The sequence below is a fragment of the Paenibacillus sp. FSL K6-3182 genome (genome assembly GCF_037976325.1).
Lineage (GTDB): Bacteria > Bacillota > Bacilli > Paenibacillales > Paenibacillaceae > Pristimantibacillus.
Genome location: NZ_CP150265.1, coordinates 4504393 through 4525605 on the forward strand (window position 1 = coordinate 4504393; position 21213 = coordinate 4525605).

The window sequence follows — 21213 nt, forward strand, 5'->3', positions numbered from 1 at the left end:
TCCGCTAAGGCGCTGTATGCCTGCGGACTTTTTCTTGTCTTTTTTATGCCAATTGAAAAATATGCACAAGCAGCAATCCGAGCCCGGCTAGCAGCACAGAACCAATGAATCCCGCAATAAATGGTTTTTTTCCAAGCTTCTTAAATACGACAAAATCGACGCCGAGACCAAGTCCTGCCATTGCCATTGCAATAAGAAAATAAGCGGCGACAATCAGATTCGCAGTAGCTGCGGCAGGAATTATGCCTAACGTATTAACTCCGCTCATGGCAAGAAATCCAACGATAAACCATGGAATCGGCAATTGCTTTAAGCTCATTTTTTGTGCTTTATGGGCTTTGCGGCCATTCCAAATTCCAATAATAATCGCAACTGGGACAAGCAGCGCTACGCGAGTCATCTTTACAATAACAGCCAAATCAATCGCTTCTTGTCCTCCAGGTGCCGCGGCAGCAATAACATGCGCAATTTCATGTAATGTTGCACCCGAGAAGATACCATAACCTGCGTTGCTTAAATCAAGCACGGGGTACAATACGGTATAGGCTAGAGTAAAGAGCGTTCCTAAAATCGCAACCGTTGTCGCACTCACTGCTGTTTCATTTGGACTTGCCTTCAATTGTGGAGCTATCGCTACAACAGCTGCTGCACCGCAAATAGCTGTACCGCAGGCTGTGAGAAGGCCTAAATTTTTATCTATTTTCATCCATTTGCTTATTCCATATACAACAAATATCGTAAAAACAATGTTAATAACGGCAAGCACAAATACCTTTGGTCCTGCATGTAAAATATCATTTAAATTCAGGCGAAGCCCCAGCAGAATAATTCCGAATCGCAGCAGTTTTTTGCTTGAAAACGTTATGCCGCTCGTCGCTTGCACTGGCAAGCCTATCCATGCACGACAGGCTATCCCTAATAAAATAGCGACAACCAGCTGACCCATAACGTTAAAAAAAGGAAGCATCGCGATTCCTTTCGCTGCTATTGCAATACCCATCGTATACGCTAATCCTTGTATAAAACCAAAACCATTATTCGAATGACGAATTAAAACATTTTTTATAATCATCGATTTCACCTCTGCAACTTGTGTTTAGCAAGTGTTCCTGTTGCATTCACTATAAGGCTCGGAGCAGACAAAGTGAAATACCTATTCCCTATCTTTATCATCAGGAATCCTAATGATTAAATTGCCATTCATTCGTTTTTTCCTTATAGTTACGTTATATTCAAGAAAATCGCAATCAATAATGAGGGATAATGATGATCATTGAGGCACTTCGAGTATTCGTTACCGTAACCGAGCAAAGTCATTTTTCAAGAGCTGCAGATCTATTGAATATTTCTCAGCCAGGGGTAAGCCTGCATATTCGAAATTTAGAAAATGAACTTGGAGCGAAGCTGCTGCATCGCTCTCCTAAGCAGGTTCGGCTTACCGAAGCTGGTGACATTATGTACCAACGGGCGAAGCAAATTTTATCTTTATATGAGGAAGCGAAGCAGGACATACAGCTTTTGCAGGATAAAGTGACGGGCAGCTTGCAGATAGGAGCCAGCTTTACGATTGGTGAATATGTTCTCCCAAGCCGGCTTGCTGAATTTGCTGTTCAATATCCGCTTGTTACTATCCAAACGACAATCGGGAATACGGAGGAAATTGTTCAAGCAGTGCGTTCCAACGAACTGGATATTGGTCTCATTGAAGGCGATACAAGCGCGTCAGATTTAATCGTTACGCCTTACATGAAAGATGAAATGATTCTGATCGCTCCTTCTACACATCCGCTCGCAGCGGAGCGCTTCATTGATGCCGAAATGTTGCAAAACCAAGTATGGGTACTGAGAGAAGTCGGCTCTGGCACTCGCGCTTTTAGCGACCAGTTCATACGTGATGCGCAATTAACCCAAAAACGCTCTTACATTTTTAATAGCAGCCAAAGTGTCAAACAATCTGTTGTATCCGGTTTAGGAATAGCTATGCTGTCACGCTGGGTCGTAAAGAAGGAATTAGAATCGGGAGAATTGATCCAGCTTCGGTTGAGCAAACAGCGTTTCGAACGTGATTTTTCTATTATCCGACATAAAGAAGGAGCAGCTACAATGGCTGTATCCATGCTGCTGCAACGGCTTCTAACCCTTAATGAATAAACAGTTTGAACAAGCCGTCTATTCCTATTAGGCGATCCTCGACTGTGCATGCTGATTAGCGCATATATATTAAGCAACGACAGTTGCAAAGGATGATTGCGCCACATGGATATGAAACGAATCCGCGCAAGGATAGATGCAATGACGGAAGAGCTTATTCACCAGCAGTCGCAGGACGGCGCATGGCGGATGTGCTTCGATTCTGGGACGATGACGGATAGTTATTTAATCATTTTACTGCGCCTGCTAGGCAGAGCAGATGAGCGTTTGATTCACATGCTTGCAGCTCGAATCGCCTCAAAACAAGAGGAAAACGGTGCTTGGAAGGTTTATCCTGACGAATCCGAGGGCAATTTGGACGCAACGTCTGAGGCTTATTTTGCACTGCTTTATGCAGGTTACTACTATGAAGCTGATCCGCGTATGGTAAGGGCTAAGCAATTTATTCTGAAGCGCGGCGGTTTATCCGAGGTTAGATCCTTGCTCACGCAGGTTATGTTTGCCGCAACAGGTCAAGCGGAATGGCCGCGTATGCTGCGCATTCCGCTTGAAGCTTTTTTCTCCGATCTCGGAATCGGCCTTGATCTATTCTCCCTCTCTGGTCACGCGCGTGTCCACCTTGTACCGACTATCATTATGGCGAACAAACAATTTGTACGCAAAACGAGCACAATGCCCGAGCTTTATCAGCTATTTGTTAACGACTCGCGCAAATTTTCGAATGATACGACCTGGATATCTGCGTTGAATGAATTTATATCCAGCTTGCCTTTATCCAGTCTGCTTCCACCCAGCTCCTTAACGTCGTATGAGAAGGCTGAAGCCTTTATGTTCGAGAGACTTGAGCCAAACGGAACACTTCTAACCTTCTCTACTGCAACAATATTGATGATTTTATCTTTGCTTTCGCTGGGCTACTCCACGGATTCACCCGCCGTAAATCGATTATTGGCAGGTATACTTTCAGTCATGTGCGTTGACTGGCCTCATCTTCAAGTCGCATCTGCTGAAGTTTGGGACACCTCCATGCTGACTTACGCGCTGCGTGAAGCAGGAGCCTCTCCAAGCATGCCTGCCCTCGAGAAAGCTGGGGTTTATTTGTTAGCAAGACAGCAGGTTCGTTTAGGAGATTGGACTAGACGTTTGCCGAACACACCTGCAGGAGGCTGGGGATTCTCCAACGTAAATACGCTGTATCCAGACGTTGATGACAGCGCTGCTGTTCTGCGGGCTATTCGGCCTTACACGACCGAAGCAAATGGCTTACACGCCAATTGGCAACGAGGTTTAAACTGGGTGCTGGCGATGCGAAACGAAGATGGCGGCTGGCCTGCGTTCGAACGCGAAGGCAACCAGCTGCCAGCCAGCTTCTTTACTTTTGAAGGCTCCTCTGACATTTCTACCGATCCTTCTACTGTCGATTTAACCGGCCGTGTTCTTGGTTTTCTAGGGGATGAGCTGGACATGACAATCGGCCATCGCTGGCTGGATAATAGTGTGCAATGGGTGCTCTCCCAGCAAATGAGGGATGGTAGCTGGTACGGTCGCTGGGGTATTGCCTATACGCATGGGACAGGTGCTGCAATAAAAGGAATGACAGCAGTTGGGGTGCCAGACGACCATCCCGCCATTCAGAAGGGAATCAAGTGGCTGTTATCTATTCAAAATGACGACGGCGGCTGGGGCGAGTCCTGCTTGAGCGACAAAGTAAAGCATTATGTCCCGCTCCATGCTAGCACCCCCTCTCAAACCGCATGGGCGCTCGACGCATTAATCGCCGTTTATGCTAAACCTAATGCCGCAATAGAAAGAGGCGTAGAAGCATTGCTCCAATCGCTTGAGCGGCGAGATTGGACCTACACCTATCCAACAGGAGCAGCTCTTCCAGGCAGCGTTTATGTTCATTATCCGAGCAACAACTATATATGGCCGCTGCTTACGCTGTCGTCGATTTTGAAGAAATATGGCACGTAATACGAATACGACTTTCAAATAAAAACAGCCGGCATAGCTGCTCGGCTGTTTTTGCGATATGAATTAAACATATTTTTGTTGAAAAGCTGCAATATTTGCGTATTCCTCGGTTAATAAACGAGAAACTCGGATGTAGATCCGCATGAGCTCGGCATAAATTTCAGCGTTTTGTTTATTGGGCAAATGAAAATGCGAACCTCCTACCATATCCGCAACAACGTCCAGCGAATCCACCTCGCCCAAGCTGTATAACCCCAGAATAACCGCGCCAAGACAAGAGCTTTCAATACTCTCAGGCACATGCAATTCTTGATCAAATATGTCAGCCATCATCTGGCGCCAAAGCTCTGACCTCGCAAACCCTCCTGTTGCTTGAATTTGAGTAGGTTTGCCTGTCAATTCTTCAAGTGCCATGAGTACGCTATATAAATTATAAATGACTCCTTCTAACGCTGCGCGAACTAAATGCTCTTTCTTATGATGCAGTCCCAGCCCAAAATATGAACCACGCGCATTCGCATCCCAGAGCGGAGCACGTTCACCAGACAAATAAGGATGGAAAATAAGACCCTCAGAACCCGGTTTCGACTTCGCGGCGAGCTCCGTTAGCAGCTCATAGGGATCGATACCTCTTTCTTTAGCCGTAATTACTTCTTCCGTACCGATCTGATCGCGAACCCAGCGAAAAATCATTCCCCCGTTATTCACTGGTCCTCCGATAACCCAGTGCTTCTCAGTTAAAGCATAGCAAAAAATACGGCCCTTCGGATCAGTTACAGGCTTGTCCGTTACCGCTCGTATAGCACCGCTCGTACCGATTGTAACGGCAACTACGCCAGGCTTAATCGCATTGACACCCAAATTGGAGAGTACGCCATCACTTGCGCCTACTATAAATGGTGTGTTTGGCTGCAAATTCATCAGCTTCGCATAATGCTCTTCCAACCCCTCCAGCTTATAAGTCGTCGGCACAAGCTCCGAAAGCCGGTCTGCCGTAACGCCAGCAACACGAAGCGCTTCCTCATCCCATTGCAAATTGTTCAAATGGAACAGGCCTGTTGCTGATGCAATCGAATAATCAATGACATAACGTCCGAACAGCTTGAAGAACACGTACTCTTTTATCGAAATAAATTTGTATGTACGATCGAATAACTCCTTATGATCATGACGCAGCCAGGTAAGCTTGGATAACGGAGACATCGGATGAATGGGAGTGCCAGTCCGCAAATAGATTTCATGCCCATTCCATTCATTTTTAATTTTATTCGTCCATTCGATACTCCGATTGTCTGCCCAAGTTATGCATCTTGATATTGGCATCCCTTGTTGATCCACAGCGATCACGCTATGCATGGCCGAACTGAATGAAACACATAAAATATCTTCTTGCTGCACGTTGCTTTTCGCAACAGCTTGACCAATAGTGCCTAACACAGCATTAAAAATTTCATCCGGGTCCTGCTCCGCAATAGCTGGCGAAGGTGAATGCAGCGGATATTCAATACCATGGCTTGCGACTATGACACCTTTGGCTGTAAAGAGTACTGCTTTCGTGCTTGTCGTTCCTATATCAACACCGATAACATATTTTGTACTCATCCTTGTACCTCCGCATACAATTGCCAAATCAAGATCTGGCTTTATAATCGTTTACCCTGTAATTGCTACAATATCGTTATTCAGGCATTTATTCAACTAGTTCCATTATGAGCTAATTACACTGTGTCCGCCAAACTCATTGCGTAGAGCGGCAACGACTTTCCCAGAGAACGTATTCTCCTCAAGGGATCGGTATCTCATCAAAAGCGACATCGCAATAACTGGTGTTGCTGTTTGTAAATCCAGTGCCGTTTCGAGTGTCCATTTGCCTTCTCCCGAAGAGTGCATGATGCCCTTTAAGCCGTCCAATCGCGCATCTTTTGCAAATGCATTTTCCGTTAGCTCCATCAGCCAAGATCTGATAACAGATCCATTGTTCCAAACGCGTGCAACCTTCTCAAAATCAAAGTCATAAGCGCTTTTTTCTAGCAACTCAAACCCTTCTGCAATTGCCTGCATCATTCCATATTCAACACCATTATGGACCATCTTCAGAAAGTGACCGCTGCCGCTTTCCCCTGCATGTAAATATCCGTCCTCGACGCAAATATCACGAAATAGCTGTTCGACTGATTCAAATGCTGCCTTATTGCCACCGATCATCGTACATGCGCCTGATCTTGCACCGGAAGTTCCACCGCTTGTTCCAACATCAAGGAAGTGAATGTTCTTTTCTGCAAGCTGAGCCGCACGTTTAATCGTATCCTTGTAGTTAGAGTTACCGCCATCGATCAAAATATCGCCAGCAGCAAGGAAGGTACTAACCTCCTTGATGACCGCATCAGTCAGCTCTCCTGCTGGAACCATCAGCCAAATGACACGTGGAGCAGCTAATGATTGTACCAATTCCTCAATCGATTTCTCCCCCTTCGCCCCTTCCTCTTCTGCTTTATGAACCACATCTATATTTACATCATAGACAACCGTTTTATGATTGTGCTCCATTCCATTCAGCATCAAGTTGTAGCCCATTTTACCCAATCCAATAATACCAATTTGCATCTTTATTCATCTCCTAATGGTTTAATAAACATAACTGCTTTGCTAAGGCTGAAAGATCTGGAATGTAGGATCAACTATTCATTTATGTTATACTTTTCATGAAATATGCTGCAACGCGAGGAGAAGCAACGATCATGGTGCAAAACATGTTTGGAAAAATTCGTTCATATTATGCAAGATTCACGGATAAGGAAAAGAAAATCGCGAACTATATTTTAGATAATCCTGAAAAAATCATTCATAGTACCATTAATGAGGTTGCCTTCGATTTGAATGTCGCGGAAGCAACTGTGTTTCGCTTCTGCAAACATATAGGCTATAAAGGGTACCAAGCAATGAAAATTGCACTCGCCTCTGAAATTATGGCACCAACCCAAGCTATTTATGAAGAAATTAATGAACATGACGATGAGAAAACAATAGCTGAAAAAGTGTTTAAGTCCAATATTCAAACATTGGAAAATACGTATCATATTTTAGACGGCGATGACTTTGCCGAAGCTGTATCCATCATTGCTGCCGCAAACCGTGTTCACTTCTACGGTATTGGCGGTTCCGGCGTCATCGCAATGGATGCGTTCCATAAATTCATTCGATCTGGAAAGCAAGCATTTGCTTATACGGATGCACATTTCCAACTCATGTCAGCAGCCCAGTTGACTAAAGACGATGTCGCAGTCGTCATCTCCCACTCCGGCACGAACAAAGATACGATTCGTATTTTGCACACTGCAAACGCAAATGGCGCAAAAACAATCGCTATTACGGGCTTTCCGAAATCTCCGATCAGCCAGCAGGCTGATGTGTCACTACATACTAGCTCCGATGAAACGGCGTATCGTTCCGAAGCGCTCGCGTCGCGAATCGGCCAGCTTAGCTTAATCGATGCTCTTTATGTCAATGTCATCATTTTAAACAAGGAAAAGGCAAAGACATCGCTTGAGAAAGTACGAGAAGCCATCTCCGATACGCGAATTTAAAAGCATTTCATTTCAAGGAAGAAAGGTGGGCCATTGACTGCAGAGTCATTTGTTCACCTTTCTTTTTGATTCTAAACGAAAATATCTACGACCAGAATTAGACCAAGCGCCACAACGGAAATAATCGTTTCGAGCGCTGTCCATGTGAGAAGCGTTTCTTTTACCGACATTCCGAAGTATTCCTTGATCATCCAAAACCCAGAATCATTGACATGAGACAGGATGAGCGATCCTGCTCCTGTTGCGAGAACAAGTAACTCGAGATTTGCTCCAGGCACGATCGCTGCGATTGGTGCAACAATACCTGCTGCTGTCATCATAGAAACAGTTGCTGATCCAGTCGCGACGCGAATGAGAGCCGCAATCCCCCATCCAAGTAAAATCGGGGATACGTTGGATGATGTCGCTAATTCCGCGATGTACTCACCAATCCCAGAATCGAGTAAAACCCGGTTGAACGCCCCGCCTGCCCCAATAACAAGCAAAATCGTCGCTGTAGGCGCCAAGCAGTCATTTGAAAATTTAAGTACTTTTTCCCTGCTAAGACCACGAAAGAAACCTAAGCTGAAAAAAGAATATACCGTAGCGATCAGCAATGCCGTAACCGGGTCCCCGATGAAGCGCAGTGCTTGGTACAAGGAGCTTTCTTTCGCAAGAAACAGCTCAGCAATTGACGCCGTGAGCATAAGAATGACCGGCACAAGAACGGTAAACACCGTATTGATGAAGCCAGGCAGCTTCTTGTCTATATCCGCTTCTGAAAGTTGTTCTCCAATTTCCTTCGGTACTGATTTATGAATTCGATTGCCGATCCATTGCCCATACAATGGACCCGCAACGATAGCCGTTGGAAGTCCCACGATGATCGCGTACAAGATCGTTAAACCAACATCAGCGTTAAAAATGCCTACTGCTGCCATTGCTGCTGGATGCGGCGGCACTAGGCCATGAACGACCGAAAGACCAGCGACTAGAGGTACCCCGATTTTGACAAGTGACACACCTGTCTGCCTTGCGATTGTAAATACCAGTGGAATCAATAGCACGAAGCCAACTTGGAAAAATACCGGAATACCAACGATGAAGGCAACAAACATCATCGCCCAATGAACATTTTTTTCACCAAAACGTTTAATTAACGTTTGTGCAATTTTCTCGGCGCCACCAGACTCCGCCATCATTTTGCCAAGCATCGTACCGAGTGCAAGTACGATAGCCAAGAAACCAAGCGTATTGCCCATGCCAGTCTTGATAGAATCAATAATGCCTGTCCCGCCTGTTTCGGTTGTGAACAATGGCATTCCTGTTGCAAGTCCAACACCAATCGCAGTAACGATTAGCGAGACGAACGGATTGAGCTTAGCTACTGTAATAAGAAGCAAAAGCACTACAATAGCAGCTAAAACGATAAGTAATAACATGGTACGCCCTCCTAGGTTGAATTCATATTATGCTGAGCAGCTTTTCAATTATATGAAAAAAAATTTCTCAAATCAATATTTAAAAATGAAAAATATTTTATTATTCATTTTGAATATAACGTTATTTATTATGAGTCATATTTTTTATTTCATTCAGTCATTCTTTTTGAACAAAAGTACAACAAAAAAGAACCTGTATGCGGTAATCGCACACAGGTTCTTTTTTTTAAAATTAACTTCGTGATAAGAAAGTACTATAGCAAACCGTTAGCCTCCGCTTCCAAACGAAGACGTTTATATTTCTCTGCATATTTACTCACGCTGTGTACGACGGTTGCATGCGACCAAGTTAGCGGCGCTACTGATAGAGGCGTTCCGTCGTAAGGATTAAGCTGCTCCGGCAGCAATCCGCTTTGCAGTGCATGATCAGATACCCATTGTAGCGTACTTCGCGGGCTTTCCAGCTCTTGAAGCGTTTTGGCGGAATCAATCTCAAAGTTAGCTACCCATAGCGTACAAATAATCCAAGGGTTTCCAGGAACCTTGTCAATTTCACCTGTTTGCTGGAAATAATAATCGTTCGTGTAACGGGCGATTCCTCCGATATGGGTTTTGACCTGCAGCCCTTCCTTGATGGCATGCATCGTCTGCACGACACGATAATCATCAACGGGAAGAACGCCAAATTCCAGAACGCCAAACAAGCTGCTCTCGAGCGTCATATCCTTCACCCAGCGATTATCCTTCTGAATAAGTCCTCTGGCGAATCGGCCGGTTTCTTCATCCCACAAATTAGTTACAATGCCGTGTTTAATTGTTTCTGCTGTGCTTTTGTAAAGATCGCTGCGCTCGTAATCGCCAAATAGATCTGTGAAAAACGATGCAGCCATTAAACCGCCATATACAGATGCGGCGGTGTACGTCCAGATGCCGTAGCGCTCCTCCCACAAGTCATAGCTCGGTTTCGGCAGTGACAAGGAAGGCTCCATGTATGAGGTCAAAAAAGTAGCAGCCTTGCGAATCAGGTTGCTATATAAGGACTGCGGCAGCTCAATCACTTGATTCCGCGAGTAGTCCTTCCACAATGCGAATAACACGAGTGCGGTTTCATCCTCTTGAATAGGCAATCTTCTGCTGCCCTGCACGATATACGGATGCCAGCTTGAGCCGACTGTTCCATCTGGATTGTATTTGTGATACAAATACCCTTCAGGCGACAAAGCCTGTGCGCAAAAATGGAAAAAAGGAGCTATTACACTCTGATACCCTGCCATAGACATCGCATCTGCAATAAGAGCACCGTCACGCGGCCACATATAGCTGTAATGGTCTCGATTGTATTGCAGGATATCCGTATCATTGGCAGCTAATATAGCGCCTCTCTCATCCACCTGTGTTCTTACGAGAAGCAAGCTTTGTTTGAACATCTTAACCACATCATGCGGCAGATCGCCAAGGTCTGATTCTGCTCGGCGAAGCCAGTGCTTCCAGTAAATAACCATCCGGCTAAGCAGCTTCTCCGGGTGATTCTCCTGAACATACTGGTTCAGCTCTTTGACTTCCTCAAGATTTTGGCCGATTGACATCCAATAATAAATGGTTTTTTCGCTGTTTGGAGCAACGACTGTTCGGAAGCTGATCGTGCTGTCAACGGAACCCTGGGCAATCGAATTGCCCATAAGCACGCCGTCCTCCGCGTCACGCCATGTTCCTTCAGCGGACTGGAACCTCTTGATTCCTGTGGAATACTGCGTCATGCCGCCTTCATCTGAGAAACCGTTGAACATAAAGTAATTATTGCGTTTGTAGTGATACAGCGTGTGATTTTCAGGATAATAAACAGCGGTATCACCAACCTCTGTCCCGTCTATCATCAAGTCCTGATGGAAAAACAATCGTACTTCTTTTGTATCATTCGTTTTATTACGAATGACTACCCGTTTGATATAAATGCATTCCCGCTGATGAATCCCGTCGTTCATATAAAGCTCGATGCCTAAACCATCGTGCTTAGCCGTAATATTCGTAACCAAAGAATCCTCAATATAATCTAGATCAAACTTCCATCCCGGCTCATCCAGCCAGCTAAAGGCACCTTCTACCCATACGCCTAAGCGGCAATATTGTCCGCCTACGTGATTTAACTGCCCTACGAATGGATAATAAATATCCCGAATAAAACAATGTTGATCCAAATTAAGGAGCATCTTTCCGTTGCCGATTACAAGATGACGGGCCATGATTCTTCGTTCTCCTTTCGATGCGCTAAAAGTTGTGAGTAAACGGATATATAGGCTTTGGCAGATCGATTCCAGCTGTAATCCTCGTTGCTGCCATTACTCACGATTTGCTTCCAGACTTCCTGATTACGATAAAGCGCCAGCGCTCTGCGTACGGTATTCATATAATCGTGCGCATTGTAATTCGTAAAGCTGAAGCCGTTACCTTCGCCAGTATATTCGTTATAGGCTTGTACCGTGTCCTTTAGTCCTCCTGTCTCACGGACAATCGGGACGGAACGATAGCGCAGGGCAAGAAGTTGACTCAAGCCGCAGGGCTCGAATTGCGAAGGCATGGCGAACATGTCCGAGCCTGCATAAATTCGGCGTGCTAGTCTATCATCATAACCGATCCATACAGCAACCTTACCCGGATGACGAGAAGCGGCATCATTGAAAAATTGCTCATATTGCCAATCGCCCGCACCTAATATTACAAATTGCACGTCTTCTTGTAGCAGTTCTTCAAATGTTGCCGTGATTAAATCAAAGCCCTTTTGCTCCACCAATCTTGAAACGATTCCGATAAGCGGTATATCTTCGGACTGCGTGAGCCCTAGCTCACGCTGGAGCTCCACTTTATTTTTTCTTTTGCGATTCAAGGCATTTCGGAAAGGAATGGCAATGGCTTCGTCATTCATCGGATCAAACAGTTCATCATCAATGCCATTCACAATCCCAATTAAATCGCCTGAACGATACCTGAGCAAAGAATCCAGCCTCTCGCCGAAATAATCGGTTTGAATTTCTTGAGCATACGTACCGCTCACAGTCGTCAGCTTGTCGGCATACACGAGGCCGCCTTTCATACAGCTGCCTGCTCCATGAAATTCCAAGCTGTCCTCCAGAAACATATCATCACCGGCTCCAAGCAAATCTTTCAGGAGATCAATTCCAAATAAACCTTGATATTTTAAGTTGTGAATCGTAAATACGGATTTGGTATACGCCCAGGCCGGATCATAATAATATCTTGTCTTTAGGAGAAACGGAATGAGTCCCGTTTGCCAATCGTGACAATGAACGATATCCGGATGGAATTCCATATACCGTACCGCTTCCATCACAGCAAAGCAGAAGAATACAAACCTTTCCGCATCATCCCCGTAACCATAAAGCCCATCTCTTTTAAAATAAAACTCGTTATCGATTAAATAATAAGTAATGCCGTCAAACTCCGCTCTAAGCAAACCGCAATATTGATTGCGCCAGCCAAACGACACGTTAAAATGAGTAATAAGCTCAAACTGCCCGATAAGTGCAGCAGGAATTTGTGCATACTTCGGCAATACGACTCTGGTATCAACGCCCCGCTTATTCAGCGCCTTGGGGAGCGCCCCTGCAACGTCGGCGAGACCGCCAGTCTTCGCAAGCGGTACAGCTTCTGAGGTTGCGAACAAAATGTTCATAGGATTCTCCTTTCTCATGGACGCCGCATCAGCAATGCATGAACCCAACTGGAATCTGATTTTATTTTCCGATCGTGGTAAATTGCATTTTTTCGCGGCAAATAAAAGCTTGAATTGGATGACCGTAACGATTGCTTATATTAAATAATTTTCCGTTTTCCTGCTAAGAATGGCGAGCTTGCCGCTCCCCTAATATCACGATCCGCTTCAACGCGAACGTCTTTGTCCAAAATACTGTGCTGTAAAAAGCTATTTTCTCCGATTACGCCATTTTGCATAACGATGCTATTGCTTACGATAGCGCCCTTCTGAACATGTACGCCGCGGAAAATAATGCTGTTCACTACGGTACCTTCAATACGGCAGCCGTTTGCAATTAACGAATTCGTAACTTTGGAATTACCCAAATAACGGGCAGGCGGCTCATCCTTAACCTTCGTAAATATGGAACCCGGCTGATAAAATAGTTCCTTCCAAACATCCGGATCTAATAAATTCATATTATTGCGATAATAGCTGCTAAGCGTATTAACTACACCCAAATATCCCTCATACATGTACCCATATACATTAAGCTGATTCAGCCTAGAGAATATCGCGTGGCGAACCAGATGATCCTGGCCTTGTGCAAGCGAGGTCTCAACTAATTCCATCAGCAGCTCTTTACGCATAACGTACATTTCCATAGAATTGATGTCACTAGACATCCGGCCATAGTGATCTTGAATAGCAGTGATTCTGCCTTCGTCATTCAACTTCACTTTACGAGCTTTGCCCATTAATATATCAGCCTGCTGCTTGCACACAACGGTGATGTCAGCTTCCCGCTCCAAATGAAAATCGATAACCTTCTCGAAATCGATATTGCAAACCATGTGGCTGCGTGTAATGACAACATAGTCGAGTGATGACCGATTAAAATAATCACGCTGTTGATAGAAATGATACAAATCACCACGGCTAATTTCTTGAATGTCGTCAGTTGCTGGCGGGAGCACAAACAATCCGCTTTGACGATGCTGCAAATCCCAATGTTTTCCTGAACCCAAATGATCCATAAGTGAGCGGTATTTCGTATGCGCAAAAACGGCAACCTTGGAGATTCCGGAGTTAACCATACTCGACAGTACAAAATCAATCAATCGATATCTCGCGCCAAAGGGGACAGTAGCAAGGCAGCGGCTTTGTGTTAAATGCTCCAGCTCGTCAGTTTCATGAATTAAATTGATGACGCCCATGACTTTATGCTTCATGAGTGCTCCACCTCCTGCAGCAAATGTTCGTTCGTCACATATTGATCCACTGCTATAACGGTAATGGCATCATCATCTGGGCTTCCAATCGTTACACCCGCTTGAATGACGGCTCCTTCGCCAATAATCGCTCTATAAATGCGTGCGCCTTCACCTATTCTTACATTAGGCATGACGACTGATTCTGTAATAACTGTGTTTTTGGCTGCTTTGACGCCGTAGAACAATACCGAGCGATCAACAACCCCTTCAATCATGCACCCTTCTGTTATTAAAGAAGAAGAAACCTGTGCACTTGCGCCAATATGTTGTGCTGGCTGATTTGGACTTACCGAATAAATGCGCCAATCGGCATCGGCAAGCTCAAGCGGAGGCTCATCAGCAAGTAAATCCATATTCGCTTCCCATAAACTCTCGATTGTACCAACATCTTTCCAATAGCCCTTGAACGGATATGAATGCAGCCGTTTCCCGTCTCTCATCATGGCTGGAATAAGATCCTTGCCAAAATCATGACTGGAGCTGCGGCTTGCTTCGTCATATATCAAATACTTTTGGAGCTCGGACCATGTGAAAATATATACGCCCATGGAAGCGATGTTGCTAGTCGGGTTTTTCGGTTTTTCCTCAAAAGCCGTAATCCGATCCTCATCATCGATGTGCATAACGCCAAAACGGCTTGCTTCTTTCCAATCTACCTCAATCCCGGCAATCGTCACATCTGCTCCTGAACGCTTATGATGCTGAAGCATTAAGTCATAATCCATTTTGTAAATGTGGTCTCCTGAAATGATAAGTACATACTCAGGATTGTAAGGTTCAATAAAGGACATATTTTGATAAATTGCATTTGCCGTGCCTTTATACCATACGCCGCCTTTTTGTTTCATAAATGGCGGCAAAATGGTCATGCCGCCATCGCGGCGGTCAAGTCCCCATGGACTGCCAATGCCAAGATAACGATTGAGCTCCAGCGGTTGATATTGCGTTAGTACGCCCACAGTGTCAATTCCCGAGTGTGCGCAATTGCTTAACGTAAAATCAATTATTCTGTATTTACCGCCAAAATAGACTGCAGGCTTTGCTAAATCCTTTGTTAGCACGCCCAGCCTTTTCCCTTCGCCTCCTGCAAGCAGCATAGCGATCATTTCTTTTCGGCCCATGGACACCAACTCCCTCTCAAATTGTGTTCCCCGGATCTAAGCTGAAGATCTGGAATGTCAGGGGGGGTAAGTGAAGCGTAATGCTTTGATTGTGACCGTGCCAAGCGACGTTTTCACTGGTGTAGCCTTGTTGTGCTTGTGTTACCGTTCCGCCAAATGGCTTCTCATTGCTATTTATTAAAGAGCTGTAGAAACCTGGCTCTGGAACACCAATACGGAACTGTTTATAATCGTTCCTAGAAAAATTAGCAATAACAACGGAGAAATCAGTATTTCCGCGGCGGATAAAGGATATGACAGATTGTGCTGCATTATGAACATCAATCCATTCGAAGCAATCCGCCTGGCTGTCTCTCTCCCATAATGAAGGCTGATCAGTATAGATATGATTAAGAGCTTTCACATAATGGTGCATGCTGCGATGCATATCATATTCGAGCAGCATCCAATCCAGCATGTCGGCGTCCTTCCATTCATCGAACTGCCCCCATTCACTGCCCATAAACAACAGCTTCTTACCAGGATGCGTAATCCAATAGCCGTAGAACAATCGTAATTGTGCGAATTTCTCTTCGTAGCTTCCAGGCATTTTGTTTAATAGAGAACGTTTGCCGTGGACAACTTCATCGTGCGATAGAGGCAATACATAGTTTTCCGAAAAAGCATAAAGGAGTGAAAATGTAATGAGATGGTGATGATGCGAACGTTCAGCCGGATCCAGTGCCATATAACGCAGCATATCGTTCATCCAGCCCATATTCCATTTAAAATTAAATCCGAGGCCGCCTTTGTAGGTTGGTGATGTAACAGCTGGCCATGCGGAAGAATCTTCTGCGAGCATCAAGGTATCGGGGTAATAATGAAACACAGTTTCATTAAGCTTCTTAAGGAAGCGGAGAGCATCTAGGTTGTCTGGGCCGCCTAGGTAGTTGTATGTATGCATTTCCGGCGGTTTGTCCATGTGTAAATTGATCATGCTGGCAACAGCATCAACACGCAACCCATCAATGTGAAATAAATCCATCCAGTAAATGGCATTTGAAATAAGAAAGCTGACAACTTCTTTTTTCTCGAAATCGAAGGCTAGCGTCCCCCAGAGCGGCTTCTCCGCTCGATTGGGATCTGCTCCTTCAAAAATAGGTGTACCGTCAAAAAGACGCAACCCATGATCATCTTTGCAGAAATGACCGGGAACCCAATCCAAAATAACACCGAGTCCATGTTGGTGGCATTTATCTACAAATCGCATCAGCTGCTTCGGATATCCGTATCGACTCGTCGCTGCATAAAAGCCCGTAATCTGATAGCCCCAAGATTGATCTAGAGGATGCTCAGACAGCGGCATAAGCTCGATATGCGTATAACCCATTTCAGCTGTATACGGGATCAAGTCATCTGCTAATTCCTCGTACGTGTAATAATCCTCTTTGCCTTTAATTTTCCACGAACCTGCATGCACCTCATAAATGAGCAGCGGATTCGTGTATGGAGGAAGCTCGCGCTTCCTCTCCTGCCACTTTTCATCATCCCATTTGTAGCCGTCTAAATCCGATACAATGGATGCCGTTCCTGGCCGCCGCTCTGCAAAAAAAGCGTACGGATCAGCTTTTCTAATGATTTTGCCTTCTATGGTTACAATCTCATACTTGTATAATTCGCCTTCACCAATGCCAGGGACAAACAAGCTGTAAACGCCAGTCGTTCCGATCCTTGCCATTGCATGACGATTGCCAATCCATTTATTGAATTTGCCAATAACCCGAACCTCAGCTGCGTTTGGTGCCCAAACCGTAAATCGAACACCTTTTTTACCATCCAATAGAACACGGTGTGCACCCATAAAACGGTAGCTATGGTAAGAACTTCCTTCGTTGAATAAATAGAGATCCTTCATGGATAATCCGATAGGTGCCGTTTGAACCATTCTTGGTTTCACCCCCTGTTGGATGATTAATTACAAGTACTTTAATCATCTAAACACGAATCACTTTATCCACATTATACATGGTTTTGAAAAAAAACACAGTCGTTTTCATAGATTTCGGCAATAATAATTAATCTGTGTCAGATTACGTGACATCAATCTTTTTCAGGACTCAGCGTTCGCTGTATGTAATAATGTTTAGCACAAAAACCTTTCGTTTTTGAGAGTTGAGTACATTTAATCCATTTACAATTTGTAACTTGTTTCACTCTGCGCGGTCTTACAATGGAAGGATCACCGTGACGCAGCAAACGTTGATGGTGCATTGCACATAAATCTTTGGCTTTGATCGGCTTTGTACAGTTTTCTATGATGCAATGGTTCATATTCTGTCTCCCCTGTGTGTTAGCCTGCTGCTCTTTTTTCCATTTAGGCTGTCTGCTTTCATATTATCGGGAAACCGAATGAGAATAAAGCCTGCTGGCGGGGTGTTACAGGTGATTTTGAATCAACTTATGACTGTTTGCACCATAAAGGTATCGTTTCAGCGATCAAGTTTAATTAATTAAACTTATGAAACACTTTTGAAACATAATACGAAATGTCAAATTCATTGACTTGTTTGTTTAGAACGACTATTTTATACTTTTATTTGATTATAGGATCTTGGAATGGGTTTAAGAGGAGTGTTTCGTATTGTCGGTTTACAATCATATTTTTCAAATCATGAATCAGCCTATGCTGCTAATGAGTCAAAATGAAATAGAGGTGCGCATAGAGGACGCGAACCAAGCTTTCCTTAGGTTATGCGGTTATACGTTAAAAGAGCTGCAATCCAAAAAAAGCAGCTATTTGCTTCATAAATATAAGATCAACATTTCAAGGCAAGTGATGAGAAGCGAAGTTATTATTTACACCAAATCGAAACGAAAAATTTCTGTACGCATTGACCTGCAGCCTTTGCCAAGGAGCATTGATAATAAACTCCTTTATGCCTTCATTATATTCGAAGATCTATCACCATACAATTGGATTGAACAGCAAGCAGAAAGAAATAAAGTGTTGATCAGCGGTATTATTGATAGACATCATCATGTGCGTTTTCTAAGAGACAGGCTTGCTCCCTTTCAAATTGAGCCAAACCAGCAAATGCAGGACGAAACGCTGCTGCAATTTATTGCGGAAACCGATCATGGTAAAATTTTAAAAATAATACAAGAGGCTCACCTGCAAAAAAAAGAGCGGAGTATCACGATTAAGACAAGCAAGCTAAGCGGAATCGAGTTTGAGTTGTCCGTTTCGTTTACTCCCATTATTGACGGATTTGGCGACGTGCTTGAGTTTGCATTCGTCATCTGGGATCTGCGTCCTGTCGATGATTGTATCGAAGCTTCGATGAAACTGCGCATATGGATGGCCAAAAGAGATATAACCGTCGGTTATCTATCCTCATCAACCGGTATTTCCATTCAAACCATTTCCAAGCTCCGCAACGGGAAAATATTGAAGCCCCAAAGACTTACAGCAGAGCTGATAGCTTCGGAGCTTCAAGTGGATGTTCATGATATTTGGTCAGAGATTAGAAAATAAGGTTATCTGATGAACGGCGTGAGCTCTCCCGTATGGAAAATATGGAGCTCATGCATCGCTCTCGTACATGCCGTGTAAAACAGCTTTCTTTCGCTTTCGCGTGAATAGATCTCATTGCTAGCATTGCTAATGACAACTGCATCAAACTCGACGCCCTTGGCTAAATAAGTAGGAATCACAATAATTCCTTTTTCAAAAGTAACGGTTTCCTTCTCTACAAGGCGGAGCTTAGGAAAGTATGGCTGCAAAGACGCATGCATGCGTTTGCTTTCTTCCGCCGTTTTACATATGACCGCAATCGATTGATAACCGCCCAGCATCAGCTGATTCAATCGTTCCTGCATTCCCTCTATGAGCTGCATTTCGCTATCTGCTTTAGTGATTGTTGGCTCAGCGCCATCTCGGTTAAAGGCCTCTATCTGATCACCGCCTTCAATCATCCGACTCGTGAATGACACAATCGGCTTCGTCGAGCGATAGCTTCTTGTTAAAATGATCTTCTCCGTCTCCTCCTCGCTATACAGCTCAGATAACGGCTCAAAACCATTACCTGTTACAGCGTGAGCAAATATGGACTGATTGAGATCACCCAGCACGGTCATTTTGCAGTTGGGAAAAATACGTTTTAAATAGTGATATTGAAAAGGTGAATAGTCCTGCGCTTCATCAATAAATAAATGTTTAACCAATGTATTCGTTTGAAATCCTTCAAGCTTTTCTTTTAAATATAAATACGGAGTAGCATCCTCATAATAAATCTCTTTCTGATTGAGTTTTGCAATCGTTTGCTCACTAATTTCATTCCATTTTTCAGGCAATTGATGATCGCTGTTTTTAAATCGCTCCAACATATTCGCATTATCCTCGAATAGTCTCTTATAAATCGCTGGCACATCCAAAAACAATAATTGCTTCACTCGTCTGCGCAGCTTCTTGAATTTTTTCTGCACAATCATCGCGGCTAAATAATCACGTTCGGCGTCAAAATCATCAAATGTGTTTCCTGCAAAATGTTTTTTCCGTTCTAGATCTTCAAACGCCTTCGCATACGCCTCTTGATCCAGAAGCTCGATCTGTTCCTGAACCCAGTCCTGATCCCGTTCTTCGCGGCTTAACCGCGTCAGCTCTTTCAGAATCCATTCCGCCGTAAGGCGTATCCGGTTTCCAATGGAAGACGAACGCTCCAAACTGTAAAACTGCTCCGAAATTGCTGCTGCAGAAATCAATTTTCGTCCCATAAACGTAATTGCTTTAAAAGCTAGCCCCTCTTGACCAAGCTCGGCTGCATAGTGATCAATCAAATGCATGAACGAATTGCTTGATTTATAAGTAATTCCAGCTATTCTCGCATCATAGCCTTGTTCATTAACCGCTGCGAGCGTATATTCCATTTGTGAGAATGGATCCTCTAGGGCAAACGTTTGTCCTAGCCTGTGCTCGAGATATTGCTGATAGGTCGTTTGCTGCATATTTTGCTCACCAAGCTCAGGCAATACGGTCGCCACATAACTGTTGAACATTGGGTTTGGTGAGAATAAAACGATTTGATTCGCATTTAACCAGCCGCGATACCGATAAAGCAAATAGGCCACTCGTTGAAGCGCGGCTGACGTTTTTCCGCTGCCCGCAGCTCCTTGAACGATAAGAAGCCTTGCGCGTTCGTTGCGAATGATGCGATTTTGCTCGCGCTGAATCGTAGCTACAATGCTTTTCATTTGGGCATCAGACTGCTTGCCTAACACTTCCTGAAGCAGCTCATCCCCGATTGTGACTCCTGTGTCGAACATACTGCGAATTTCAGCATCACGTATAATAAATTGACGCTTAAGCGACATTTCGCCCTTAATCGGGCCGCTTGGCGTTTCGTACTGCACAGGGCCCGGGCCATAATCGTAATAAAGACTCGACACGGGAGCCCGCCAGTCATAGATAAGGTACTCATATCCGCTTTCATCCAGCAAGGAGCCTACACCTAAATAAATCGGCTCTGATTTGGACTGCCCCTCCTCCTGGAGATCAATTCGACCGAAGTATGGAGAATACTCAAGCTTATAAAGTGTTTTTAGCTGTTCCTCAGCATGGCGATGGCTTCGTTCACGCTCTGAGAGTACCTCTGCTTGCTGCTTCATGCTGGCATGCGACTCTGCTGATTCCGCCGCATCCTCAAAATTTAGTGTTACATCATCCCAAAAATTACGTCGGAAATCAACGATATCCTCGCGTATGCCGCCAAGCTGATTGTTGAATTGTTCTATCCGAGTGCGGATGAGATCCGTCACGTCAATGACACGCTGCTCCTCTTGTTCCAATTGTTCGTTAGAATTAGTCACTTTACCACTCCTTAACTATTAGTAAGGTTAACCAAGTCTTTGGCATACCATGTTTTAAAACGTATCATCCATTTTACCATCTTCTGCCGCCTAAATGAAACTACAATCAAAAGTTATTGCTCCGCTCCTAAGAAG

General features: G+C 44.4%; 14 protein-coding genes. 4 read left to right on the forward strand and 10 right to left on the reverse strand.

Going from position 1 to position 21213, the window contains the following annotated elements; genetic code table 11:
- Positions 1–43: 43 nt before the first annotated feature.
- On the reverse strand, positions 44–1072 hold the full coding sequence (locus MHH56_RS20015; RefSeq protein WP_339203395.1) for a YeiH family protein: 1029 nt from the start codon (positions 1070–1072) through the stop codon (positions 44–46).
- 191 nt (positions 1073–1263) lie between these two features.
- On the opposite strand from MHH56_RS20015, the gene MHH56_RS20020 reads away from it, so the two are divergent.
- Positions 1264–2151 carry a LysR substrate-binding domain-containing protein gene (locus MHH56_RS20020; protein WP_339203397.1) on the forward strand — a complete coding sequence of 296 codons (888 nt, stop codon included), beginning with the start codon at positions 1264–1266 and terminating at the stop codon, positions 2149–2151.
- A gap of 105 nt (positions 2152–2256) precedes the next feature.
- Positions 2257–4125, forward strand: coding sequence for a prenyltransferase/squalene oxidase repeat-containing protein (locus MHH56_RS20025; protein ID WP_339203399.1), 1869 nt, complete (start codon positions 2257–2259; stop codon positions 4123–4125).
- 63 nt (positions 4126–4188) lie between these two features.
- On the opposite strand, the gene gntK is transcribed toward MHH56_RS20025, so the two are convergent.
- Together gntK and gnd are read right to left on the reverse strand one after the other, a co-directional pair.
- Complete coding sequence (gene gntK / locus MHH56_RS20030) at positions 4189–5727, reverse strand: gluconokinase (RefSeq protein WP_339203400.1); 1539 nt, start codon at positions 5725–5727, stop codon at positions 4189–4191.
- Between the two features lie 105 nt (positions 5728–5832).
- Complete coding sequence (gene gnd / locus MHH56_RS20035; protein WP_339203401.1) at positions 5833–6729, reverse strand: phosphogluconate dehydrogenase (NAD(+)-dependent, decarboxylating); 897 nt, start codon at positions 6727–6729, stop codon at positions 5833–5835.
- Positions 6730–6863: 134 nt separating this feature from the next.
- On the opposite strand from gnd, the gene MHH56_RS20040 reads away from it, so the two are divergent.
- Complete coding sequence (locus MHH56_RS20040) at positions 6864–7709, forward strand: MurR/RpiR family transcriptional regulator (RefSeq protein ID WP_339203403.1); 846 nt, start codon at positions 6864–6866, stop codon at positions 7707–7709.
- A 71-nt stretch (positions 7710–7780) separates the two neighbouring features.
- Here MHH56_RS20040 and MHH56_RS20045 read toward each other — a convergent pair whose 3' ends face one another.
- The 6 genes from MHH56_RS20045 to glgB form a co-directional block, all read right to left on the reverse strand.
- Positions 7781–9130 (reverse strand): GntP family permease, encoded by a 1350-nt coding sequence (locus MHH56_RS20045; RefSeq protein WP_339203405.1) that lies wholly within the window; start codon positions 9128–9130, stop codon positions 7781–7783.
- Between the two features lie 254 nt (positions 9131–9384).
- A complete protein-coding gene (locus MHH56_RS20050) occupies positions 9385–11370 on the reverse strand; it encodes a glycoside hydrolase family 15 protein (RefSeq protein WP_339203406.1) in 1986 nt (661 codons plus the stop codon).
- Entirely contained in the window at positions 11352–12818 is a 1467-nt protein-coding gene (gene glgA, locus MHH56_RS20055) for a glycogen synthase GlgA (protein ID WP_339203408.1), read from the reverse strand. Before glgA ends, MHH56_RS20050 begins: the two co-directional genes overlap by 19 nt.
- 140 nt (positions 12819–12958) lie before the next feature.
- On the reverse strand, positions 12959–14071 hold the full coding sequence (gene glgD / locus MHH56_RS20060) for a glucose-1-phosphate adenylyltransferase subunit GlgD (RefSeq protein WP_076266918.1): 1113 nt from the start codon (positions 14069–14071) through the stop codon (positions 12959–12961).
- Positions 14068–15234 carry a glucose-1-phosphate adenylyltransferase gene (locus MHH56_RS20065; protein ID WP_076266917.1) on the reverse strand — a complete coding sequence of 389 codons (1167 nt, stop codon included), beginning with the start codon at positions 15232–15234 and terminating at the stop codon, positions 14068–14070. Before MHH56_RS20065 ends, glgD begins: the two co-directional genes overlap by 4 nt.
- 16 nt (positions 15235–15250) lie before the next feature.
- Positions 15251–17158, reverse strand: a complete 1908-nt coding sequence (glgB, locus tag MHH56_RS20070) for a 1,4-alpha-glucan branching protein GlgB (protein WP_339203411.1) — start codon at positions 17156–17158, stop codon at positions 15251–15253.
- 696 nt (positions 17159–17854) lie between these two features.
- On the opposite strand from glgB, the gene MHH56_RS20075 reads away from it, so the two are divergent.
- Complete coding sequence (locus tag MHH56_RS20075) at positions 17855–18748, forward strand: helix-turn-helix domain-containing protein (RefSeq protein ID WP_339203412.1); 894 nt, start codon at positions 17855–17857, stop codon at positions 18746–18748.
- 2 nt (positions 18749–18750) lie between these two features.
- On the opposite strand, the gene helD is transcribed toward MHH56_RS20075, so the two are convergent.
- Complete coding sequence (gene helD, locus MHH56_RS20080; protein WP_339203414.1) at positions 18751–21078, reverse strand: RNA polymerase recycling motor HelD; 2328 nt, start codon at positions 21076–21078, stop codon at positions 18751–18753.
- Between the last annotated feature and the right edge of the window lie 135 nt (positions 21079–21213).